Below are 10,134 nucleotides of genomic sequence, written 5' to 3' on the forward strand. Positions count from 1 at the left end.
GGGGGGTATATGGCGCGTCAGCCTCTTTCAGGCACACCGCTGGTCTTAATGACTATTGCGCTGTCACTGGCCACGTTTATGCAGGTACTGGACTCTACCATTGCTAACGTGGCCATCCCAACCATTGCCGGTAACCTCGGTGCGTCAAACTCGCAGGGCACCTGGGTTATCACCTCGTTTGGCGTGGCGAATGCCATTTCCATTCCGATCACCGGCTGGCTGGCCAAGCGGATCGGCGAAGTGAAGCTGTTTATGTGGTCTACCATCGCGTTTGTCGTGGCGTCATGGTTGTGCGGCATGTCTGAAAATCTTTCCATGCTGATCTTCTTTCGTGTCATCCAGGGGATCGTTGCCGGGCCACTGATCCCACTGTCGCAAAGTCTGCTATTAAATAATTATCCCCCGGCGAAACGCAGCGTTGCGCTGTCGCTATGGGCGATGACGGTGATTGTTGCCCCCATTTGTGGCCCGATCCTCGGCGGCTGGATCAGTGATAACTACCACTGGGGCTGGATCTTCTTTATCAACGTGCCTATCGGGGTAGCGGTGGTGATCCTGGCTTTACAGACGCTGCGCAATCGCGAAACGGCCACGGTGATCCGCCCTATCGATACCGTGGGCCTGGTGCTGCTGGTGGTTGGTATCGGCTGTTTGCAGGTGATGCTCGATCGCGGTAAAGAGCTGGACTGGTTTAGCTCTACGGAGATTATTACGCTAACCGCTATCGCGGTAGTCGCCTTGGCGGTGCTGCTCGTGTGGGAGCTGACGGATGACCATCCAATCGTGGATTTGTCGCTGTTCAAATCACGCAACTTCACTATTGGCTGCCTATCGATCAGCCTTGCTTACATGCTGTATTTTGGCTCCATCGTACTGTTACCGCAGCTGCTGCAAGAAGTGTACGGCTATACCGCAACCTGGGCAGGTCTGGCTTCGGCCCCGGTAGGCATTATCCCGGTGATCCTGTCGCCGATTATTGGCCGTTTTTCCCATAAGCTGGATATGAGGCGGCTGGTCACCTTTAGCTTCATTATGTATGCGGTATGCTTCTACTGGCGTGCTTATACCTTTGAACCCGGTATGGATTTTGGGGCTTCGGCGTGGCCGCAATTTATCCAGGGGTTTGCCGTGGCGTGCTTCTTTATGCCACTGACCACCATTACCCTTTCAGGATTACCGCCAGAGCGGCTGGCCGCAGCGTCAAGTCTGTCTAACTTTACCCGCACGCTGGCGGGTTCGATTGGTACTTCGATTACCACCACCATGTGGAGCAATCGTGAATCGGTCCACCATAGCCAGCTGGCAGAGTCGGTGACGCCTTACAACGTCAATAGTCAGGAGATATACGCGAAGCTGGAACAGGCGGGGTTGACTCACGAGCAGGCATCGGCCTGGATTGCACAGCAAATCACCCGTCAGGGGTTGATCATTTCAGCCAATGAAATTTTCTGGGCGTCTGCCGGGGTATTTCTTATCCTGCTGGTACTGATCTGGTTTGCCCGGCCACCGTTTTCGGCGGGTGGCGGCGGCGGCGGCGCGCATTAAAAAAGGGCGGATCGCCGATCCGCCCTTCTACAGGGAGCGATGGCTCCCTTTATTGTCGTCGCATTACGCGTTCTGACGCCACCATTCTGCCAGCAGCACGCCGGTTGCTACCGAAACGTTAAGGCTTTCTACGTTGCCAGTGCCGCTGATAGAGACGCTGAGATCGCCCTGCTGTAAAGTGCTGTCCGACAGACCATCGCGTTCCTGCCCCAGCACCAGTACCATTTTGGCCGGCAGCTCCGCCTTTGAAAGCGGTACGCCCTGATGGCTGGAGGTGGTGACAATGGTATAGCCCGCTTTACGGAACGCATCCAGTCCAGCAGCAAAACTCTCACCGCTAATGGCCTGCACATGTTCTGCGCCACCTTCCGCAGTGCGCACCGCAGCCCCTGACTCCAGCAGAGAAGCATCATCCACCAGCAAACCTTTAGCGCCAAAGTGCGCACAGCTACGCATAATGCCACCCAGGTTGTGCGGGTTGCCGATATCTTCCAGCGCCAGCACACAGTCTTTTTGACCGGACTGCGCCAGCCACTCGCTCACCGGCATGCCGACGCGCTTTTTAATCAGGAAACAGACGCCGCCGTGGTGTTCAGTGCCGGATGCCTTCTGTAGCTCGGCGTCATCAACGGTGTGATAAGCCTTACGATTGGCCGCCATCCACTTTAACGCTTCACGGAAGCGTGGCGTGACGCTTTGCACGAACCAGGCGCGCACGATAGATTCCGGGCGACTCTGGAACAATGCCTGGCAGGCATGCTCACCGTAAACGCGCGTCTCTTCCATACGCTGGCGGCGCAGCTGTTCAGGATTGATAAAACTTTTCCCGCTGATACCACCGTGATCGGGTTTGTCATCCGCCGCAGCGGCATTGGGCGCACGGGATACGGTACGCCACGGAGAGTCAGAACGCCCTTCGTCGCGATCGCGCCCGCCACGTGGCTTGCTGTCTGCATTGCGCGCGGGGCGGCGTTCGCCGTCCGGACGATAACCACCTTTACCGGTGCGCGGATTTTTTCCGCTTGTGCTGTTTTCGTCATCGCCGCGAACATACATCACTTTGACCTTACTGCTCTTACCTTTCAATTCGTCGTTCATTTTTCCTCCACCTGGGCTGAGCGCGAAGCGCGCAGATTACCTGATGTCGCAGCGCTTAGCTATTAACTTACGATAAATGCGCCCATATGCTGCCCGCCAGCGGCAACATCTGTGAGAGTTTACCTATTAAACATATTGGACGAACCACGTTGAGCCGCTTATCCCCCCTGCGCATACTATTCGCTATCGACGGAAAACGCAGTAAGCAATCACTTACTCCTGCAATGAGGTGAATAATGAATACGGTTTGCTCATCCTGTCAGGCAACCAACCGGGTGCCGGTCGAACGCGTTACGCACGGTGCTAAATGCGGCCGCTGCGGTGATAATCTGTTTGACGAGCGGGTAACGAATGCCACAGGCGATACGCTGGATAAATATTTGCAGGATGACCTGCCGGTGGTGATCGATTTCTGGGCGCCCTGGTGCGGCCCTTGCGTCAATTTTGCCCCGATCTATGAGACGGTTGCCCGTGAGCGCGGCGGTCAAATACGCTTTTTAAAGGTGAATACCGAGGCGGAACCTTCGCTGAGCGCCCGCTTCCGCATTCGCAGTATTCCGACCATTATGCTGTTTAAACAGGGCGAAGTGGTCGATGTGCTGAGCGGAGCAATGCCAAAAGCGCCCTTCGAAGCCTGGCTGGACGAAAATATCTAAGTTTCTGAGCGGGCAGCGTGGATCAGAATTGGTTAGAATGGCGTTTTTCGCTGATGACTGATGATGACCGATAACGCTGTTCTGCGCCTGCGCGCCTGGCGACTCGCCCGTGCAACGCGCCCCTTCCTTGCCCGGGGCAATCGCATTAGCCGCTGCCAGGGCTGCCTGCTGCCGCAAAAAAACTGCCTGTGCGCGACCATCGTTCCCCAACAGGCGCGCAGCCGTTTTTGCCTGGTGATGTTTGACAGCGAGCCGATGAAGCCGAGCAATACCGGGCGGCTGATTGCCGATATTCTGCCGGAAACGCTGGCGTTTGGCTGGTCACGTACCGAACCGGATGCAGAACTGCTACAGGCTGTACAAAACGCTGATTATCAACCGATGGTGGTTTTTCCTGAATCCTATGCCGATCCCGCACGCCCGGTGCTCAACGCCCCACCGCTTAGCGGCAAGCCGCCGCTGTTTATTATGCTGGACGGCACCTGGACTGAAGCGCGAAAAATGTTCCGCAAAAGCCCGTGGCTGGACTCGCTGCCGGTGATGTCGCTCAAGCTGACACGGCCGTCGAATTATCAACTGCGCATGGCTCATGGCGCTGGCCAGCACTGCACGGCGGAAGTGGCGGCAGAACTGCTATTGCAGGCGGGCGATAGCGCGGCGGGAGAAGGGCTGTTCAGACACTTTGATCTGTTTCGCCAGCGCTATCTGGCTGGCAAACCGCATCACCCACTCCATCAGTCTACAGATAATTAGCCGTCTTCCGCTGCCAATTAGCTGATACACAGCACAGCATTTTCGCCCGTTCCAGAGTAAAATCTAAACATGATTAACTGAAGGAGCGGTGATGAGCCAGCGCGGACTAGAAGCTCTGTTAAGACCGAAATCCATTGCGGTTATTGGTGCCTCCACCCGGCCAGAGCGTGCCGGCTATTTGATGATGCGTAATCTGCTGGCCGGTGGCTTCAGCGGCCCGGTGCTACCGGTCACGCGCAAATATCAGGCGGTATGTGGCGTGCTGACCTGGCCTGATATCGCCAGCCTGCCCCTTTCCCCGGACCTGGCGATTATCTGCACTCACGGGCGGCGTAACCTGGAATTATTATGTGCGCTGGGCAAGCGCGGTTGCAAAGCCTGTATCGTCCTCTCTGCTCCGCGCGACCAGCTACCCGAGCTGAAAGCCTGTGCCAGCCGCTGGCAGATCCGTCTGCTTGGCCCTAACAGTCTTGGCCTGCTGGCCCCCTGGCAAGGGCTGAATGCCAGTTTCTCACCGGTTCCCATCAGGCCAGGAAAGCTGGCCTTTATCTCACAATCGTCTGCGGTTTCTAACACCATTCTTGACTGGGCGCAGCAGCGCCAGCTGGGATTCTCATGGTTTATCGCGCTGGGTGACAGTCTGGATATTGATGCCGATGATCTGCTGGACTTTCTCGCCCGTGATGGGAAAACTAGCGCGATCTTGCTTTATCTGGAACACCTTAGCGATGCGCGGCGTTTTGTTTCTGCCGCACGTAGCGCCTCACGTAATAAGCCGATTGTGGTGATTAAAAGCGGAAGAAGTCCGCAGGCCCAGCGCCTGCTCAATACTCAGGGTGGAATGGATGCCGCCTGGGATGCAGCCATACAACGCGCGGGGTTGCTGCGCGTACAGGATACCCACGAATTGTTCTCGGCGGTTGAAACGCTCAGTTATATGCGCCCACTGCGCGGTGAGCGGCTGATGATCGTCAGTAACGGCGCTGCGCCAGCAGCATTGGCCCTTGATGCGCTGTATGCCCGTAACGGCAAGCTCGCCACCCTGAATGAGCCTTTACTCACCTCATTAACGTCAGTGCTGCCCGCTGGAGACGTTGCGGGTAATCCACTCGACCTCAAAGATGATGCAACGCCAGAGCGTTATTTGCAGGTGCTGTCAATGCTATTCGACAGCCACGATCTTGATGCGCTGTTGATCATACATGCTCCCAGTGCGGTAGCGCCCGCCTCACTCACCGCGCAAAAAATCATTGAGCGGGTAAAACAGCATCCGCGCGCGCGGCAGATCACCTTGCTGACTAACTGGTGCGGCGAATTCTCCTCACAGCAGGCCCGTCTGTTGTTTAATAAAGCAGGAATTCCCACTTACCGTACTCCAGAAGGAACGGTCAGTGCTTTTATGCATATGGTGGAGTATCGCCGCAATCAGAAGCAGCTGCGCGAAACACCGGCACTGCCACCTAATCTCACCGCCAACACCAGCGATGCCCACCGGATAATCCAGCGCGCCCTGGCGGACGGCATGACGTCATTGGATACTCACCAGGTGCAGCCGATTTTGCAGGCATATGGGTTGAACACGCCTCCCACCTGGATTGCTAGCGACAGCTCGCAGGCCATGCAAATTGCCGGGCAAATCGGCTATCCGGTGGCGTTGAAACTGCGCTCGCCGGATATCCCACATAAATCGGAAGTTCAGGGGGTGATGCTGTTCCTGCGCACGGCCGATGAAGTGCAGCAGGCAGCCAATGCAATTGTCGATCGTGCCAGTGCTGCGTGGCCACAGGCACGCATACAGGGACTCTTGGTACAGAGCATGGCAAACCGGGCCGGAGGCCATGAGCTGCGGGTGGTGGTGGAACAGGATCCGTTGTTTGGCCCAGTCATTATGCTCGGTGAGGGAGGTTCCCCCTGGTCGGACGATCGTCAGGCCGCAACCGCCCTGCCGCCGCTTAATATGACGCTGGCGCGCTATCTGGTAAAACAGGCCATCGTCAAGGGTAAAATAGGCGGGCGCAGCGCACTGCATGCGCTGAATCTTGACGGGCTGACCCAGGTGCTGGTTCAGGTATCAAATCTGATTGTGGACTGCCCGGAAATTGTTCGTTTAGAGATCCATCCGCTGTTGGCCAGTGATACCGGGTTTACACTGCTGGACGTCACGCTCCAGCTGGCGCATTTCCACGGCGATGCACAGGCCCGGCTGGCAATACGCCCTTATCCACACGAGCTGGAAGAAACCGTTCAGCTTAAAAATGGCCAGCGCACTCTTTTTCGCCCAATCCTGCCGGAAGACGAGCCGCTGCTTCAGCAGTTTATCTCCCGGGTAACCAAAGAAGATCTTTATTATCGGTACTTTAGTGAGATCAATGAATTCACCCATGAAGATTTGGCGAACATGACGCAAATCGACTACGACCGAGAAATGGCCATCGTTGCGGTGCGACAGTGTGACGATTTGAGTGAGATCATTGGGGTGACTCGCGCCATCTCCGATGCCGATAATGTTGATGCAGAATTTTCTGTGCTGGTGCGATCCGACTTAAAAGGTTTAGGCCTCGGTCGTCGTCTGTTGGAAAAAATGATTATCTATACGCGTCAGCATGGTTTACAGCAGCTGAATGGCATTACCATGCCGGGCAATCAGGGCATGATGTCACTGGCACGCAAGTTAGGATTTGAGATTAATATCCAGCTGGAGGATGGTATCGTCAGCCTTATGCTGCCATTGCAGAAACAGGATGAGGTACGGAAAAGTAAATCTACTACCATCGGGAAAATCTAGTGGTATTATGTGCGGTTAGAGTCTTTTATTCTGTGGTCAAAGGCCATTCCATAAACGGGGAAGCAACGCACTGTGATGTTGACCAAATTTAAACGCAATAAACACCAACAGCACCTTGCTCAGCTGCCAAAAATTCCGCAGTCAGCAGCTGATTTCAGTACGCTTTTCTCACCGTCAGATTTTCGTCAGACGCTACTGGAAAAGATTGCCTCTGCCACCCGTCGTATCTGCATTGTCGCGCTCTACCTGGAAAACGATGAGGGTGGTCGCGCCATCCTCGCTGCGCTTTATGCCGCAAAACAACGTCGCCCGGAGCTGGATATTCGCGTGCTGGTCGACTGGCACCGTGCTCAACGAGGCCGTATCGGGGCTGCTGCTGGGGTCACTAACGCCGACTGGTATTGTGAAATGGCCAGTCAGCATCCCGATGCGAACATTCCCGTTTATGGTGTTCCCGTTAATACGCGTGAAGCGCTCGGTGTACTGCATTTAAAAGGCTCAGTTATTGATGATACCGTGCTGTATACCGGTGCCAGCTTCAATGATGTTTATCTGCATCAGAAAGACAAATACCGCTATGACCGCTATCAGCTGATTGGCAATCAGGTACTTGCCGACACCCTGTTCGACTGGGTCGAAACAAATTTGATTCAGGCTGAAGCCGTGCACCGCCTTAATCGTCTGGAGCGTCCAACCAGCCCGGAAATCAAAAATGAAACCCGCCAGTTCCGCCAAGAGTTGCGCGGCTTTGATTATGAATTCGAAGGTGTTGCCAGCAACGAGGAGCTGTCCGTGACTCCGCTGGTCGGTCTGGGAAAACGCAGCCTGCTCAATAAGACCATTTTCCATCTGATGCCCTGTGCCGAGCACAAGCTGACGATCTGTACCCCTTATTTCAACCTGCCGGCCATTCTGGTACGCAACATTATCTGGCTGCTGCGGCGAGGCAAAGAGGTGGAGATCATCGTCGGAGATAAAACCGCCAACGATTTCTATATTCCTCAAGATCAGCCATTTAAGATCATCAGCGCATTGCCCTATCTGTATGAAATTAACCTGCGGCGTTTTCTCAGTCGGCTGCAATATTACGTCGACAGTGAGCAGTTAACCGTACGTCTGTGGAAGGATGGCGAGAATAGCTATCACCTGAAAGGGTTATGGGTGGATGACGAATGGATGATGGTGACCGGAAATAACCTGAATCCGCGCGCATGGCGTTTGGATCTGGAAAATGCGGTGCTGATCCACGATCCTCTGCAACAGCTGGCCGAACAACGCGATCGGGAACTTAACCTTATCCGCGAACACACTACCCGCGTGCAGCATTTCCACGATTTGGAAAGCATCGCCGATTATCCGGTTAAGGTGCGCAAGCTGATTCGTCGGCTGCGACGTATTCGTATAGATCGGCTTATCAGCCGTATTCTCTGATAAGGTTATCGCTGCCTGTATGCGTATTCTCCTGCTTATCTGCCTGCTGTTTTGTAGCGGCTGCGCTCATATGGCGAAAGATGAGTGGACCGGGCGTGATAAAGCTCAGCATTTCCTCTCTTCCGCTTTTTTTGCCGCAGCGGGGAATGCGTACGGCGACCGTCAGAACTGGGGCCAGGGCCACAGTGCAGGCTTCGGGATTTTATTTTCCCTAAGTCTGGGGGCCGCAAAGGAGCTGTACGACAGCCGCGCGGACGGGACAGGCTGGAGCTGGAAGGATTTTAGCTGGGATATAGCCGGCGCAGCCACCGGCTATGTCTTATGGAATATTGGCCGGTAATTACAGCTTCAGGCCCTGTCCACGCCGATGCAACATCAGCGAGACAAAGAACGCCACCGCCCCCATTCCCGATACGTACCAGAAGAAACTGGTTTCACTGCCCGCAGCTTTCAGAGACAGAGCAACATACTCCGCTGACCCACCAAACAGCGCATTAGCAACCGCATAGGATAATCCGACCCCCAACGCCCTGACTTCCGGTGGAAACATCTCTGCTTTCAGGATCCCACTGATCGAGGTGTAGAAACTGGTGATCACCAATGCCAGCATCACCAGCACAAATGCCATTACAGGACTAGTCACGCTTTGTAGAATGGTCAGAATTGGCACGGTACAAATCGCAGCCAAAGCACCAAAGATTAACATCGAATAGCGTCGACCAATTTTATCCGACAGGGCGCCGATCAATGGCTGAAGCAACATAAAAATAAATAGCGCCCCAGTCATCAGCATACTGGCCGTTTTATGATCCATCGCTGCGGTATTGACCAGATACTTCTGCATATAAGTGGTAAAGGTATAGAAACTAAGGGAGCCTCCGGCGGTGAAGCCGAGAACCATAAGAAAAGCACGGCGATGTTTCCACAGTCCTTTCAGCGACCCGGCATCTTTATGCGCACGAGTTTTATTATCTGAGGTTTCATTTAATGAGCGTCGCAGATAGAGCGCCACCACGGCCAGCAAAGCTCCCAACGCGAACGGAATCCGCCATCCCCAGTCACGTAGCTCTGTATCTGACAACACTTGTTGCAGTACCACTACGGTTAACAGCGCCAGCAACTGTCCTCCAATTAGGGTGACATACTGAAAAGAGGCATAAAACCCTTTTCGTCCCTCTATAGCGACTTCACTCATATAGGTCGCGCTGGTGCCATATTCCCCACCAACGGACAATCCCTGAAACAGACGGGCCAGCAGCAGCAACGCGGGTGCCCAAACGCCAATCGTGTTGTAACCGGGAAGACAGGCAATGACCAGTGAACCAAAACACATCATGCATACCGAGATCAACATGGAGGTTTTGCGTCCATGTTTATCGCCAATATAACCAAAAATCCAGCCACCTATCGGCCTCATTAGGAAACCTGCGGCAAATACCCCCGCCGTCTGTAAGAGTTGGGTCGTTGGATTACCGCTTGGAAAGAATATATGAGCGAAATAAAGTGAGCAGAATGAATAGACATAGAAATCGAACCACTCTACAAGGTTACCTGAAGAGGCACCTACAATGGCCCAGATGCGCTGATGGGTGGTAACCGAGTCTTTTCCCTGCGTATTATGGGTGGTGATGGAGTCTGTCATTAAATACACCTCGTGAATGAGTCCCTGCTTTGCTAAGCACCAAAGGAATTTAATGTATCAGTTATATCAACCGGCTGTTTGTTACGAGATTATTTTAAATCTGTTCGACGCGTATTTTGTGAGCTGGAGCTGACAATTGCTAGAGGGAAGGTGTAAGTAATGGATGTAAATGGAATATTCATAACGCAAAAAGGCCACCCCGAAGGATGGCCTTTTGCTTTATT

General features: G+C 54.1%; 8 protein-coding genes. 6 read left to right on the top strand and 2 right to left on the bottom strand.

The features are described 5' to 3' along the window. The first annotated feature begins 9 nt into the window (after positions 1–9). Positions 10–1,545 carry a multidrug efflux MFS transporter permease subunit EmrB gene (gene emrB / locus EPIR_RS13050; RefSeq protein ID WP_023655909.1) on the top strand — a complete coding sequence of 512 codons (1,536 nt, stop codon included), beginning with the start codon at positions 10–12 and terminating at the stop codon, positions 1,543–1,545. A 63-nt stretch (positions 1,546–1,608) separates the two neighbouring features. On the opposite strand, the gene EPIR_RS13055 is transcribed toward emrB, so the two are convergent. After that, positions 1,609–2,643, bottom strand: a complete 1,035-nt coding sequence (locus EPIR_RS13055) for a tRNA/rRNA methyltransferase (RefSeq protein ID WP_023655910.1) — start codon at positions 2,641–2,643, stop codon at positions 1,609–1,611. A 236-nt stretch (positions 2,644–2,879) separates the two neighbouring features. On the opposite strand from EPIR_RS13055, the gene trxC reads away from it, so the two are divergent. The 5 genes from trxC (at position 2,880) to EPIR_RS13080 (ending at position 8,608) form a co-directional block, all read left to right on the top strand. Further along, the gene (gene trxC / locus EPIR_RS13060) at positions 2,880–3,299 is read left to right on the top strand and encodes a thioredoxin TrxC (RefSeq protein ID WP_023655911.1); all 420 of its coding nucleotides are present in this window, start codon (positions 2,880–2,882) and stop codon (positions 3,297–3,299) included. Between the two features lie 63 nt (positions 3,300–3,362). Continuing rightward, the gene (locus EPIR_RS13065; protein ID WP_048697601.1) at positions 3,363–4,052 is read left to right on the top strand and encodes a tRNA-uridine aminocarboxypropyltransferase; all 690 of its coding nucleotides are present in this window, start codon (positions 3,363–3,365) and stop codon (positions 4,050–4,052) included. Between the two features lie 91 nt (positions 4,053–4,143). Continuing rightward, complete coding sequence (locus tag EPIR_RS13070) at positions 4,144–6,837, top strand: bifunctional acetate--CoA ligase family protein/GNAT family N-acetyltransferase (RefSeq protein ID WP_023655913.1); 2,694 nt, start codon at positions 4,144–4,146, stop codon at positions 6,835–6,837. Between the two features lie 72 nt (positions 6,838–6,909). Continuing rightward, positions 6,910–8,268, top strand: a complete 1,359-nt coding sequence (gene pssA / locus EPIR_RS13075; protein WP_023655914.1) for a CDP-diacylglycerol--serine O-phosphatidyltransferase — start codon at positions 6,910–6,912, stop codon at positions 8,266–8,268. Positions 8,269–8,287: 19 nt separating this feature from the next. After that, a complete protein-coding gene (locus EPIR_RS13080; protein ID WP_023655915.1) occupies positions 8,288–8,608 on the top strand; it encodes a YfiM family lipoprotein in 321 nt (106 codons plus the stop codon). Here EPIR_RS13080 and EPIR_RS13085 read toward each other — a convergent pair whose 3' ends face one another. Beyond that, the gene (locus tag EPIR_RS13085; RefSeq protein WP_023655916.1) at positions 8,609–9,910 is read right to left on the bottom strand and encodes an MFS transporter; all 1,302 of its coding nucleotides are present in this window, start codon (positions 9,908–9,910) and stop codon (positions 8,609–8,611) included. Between the last annotated feature and the right edge of the window lie 224 nt (positions 9,911–10,134).

The sequence above is a fragment of the Erwinia piriflorinigrans CFBP 5888 genome (assembly GCF_001050515.1).
In the GTDB taxonomy this organism is placed as follows: Bacteria; Pseudomonadota; Gammaproteobacteria; order Enterobacterales; family Enterobacteriaceae; genus Erwinia; species Erwinia piriflorinigrans.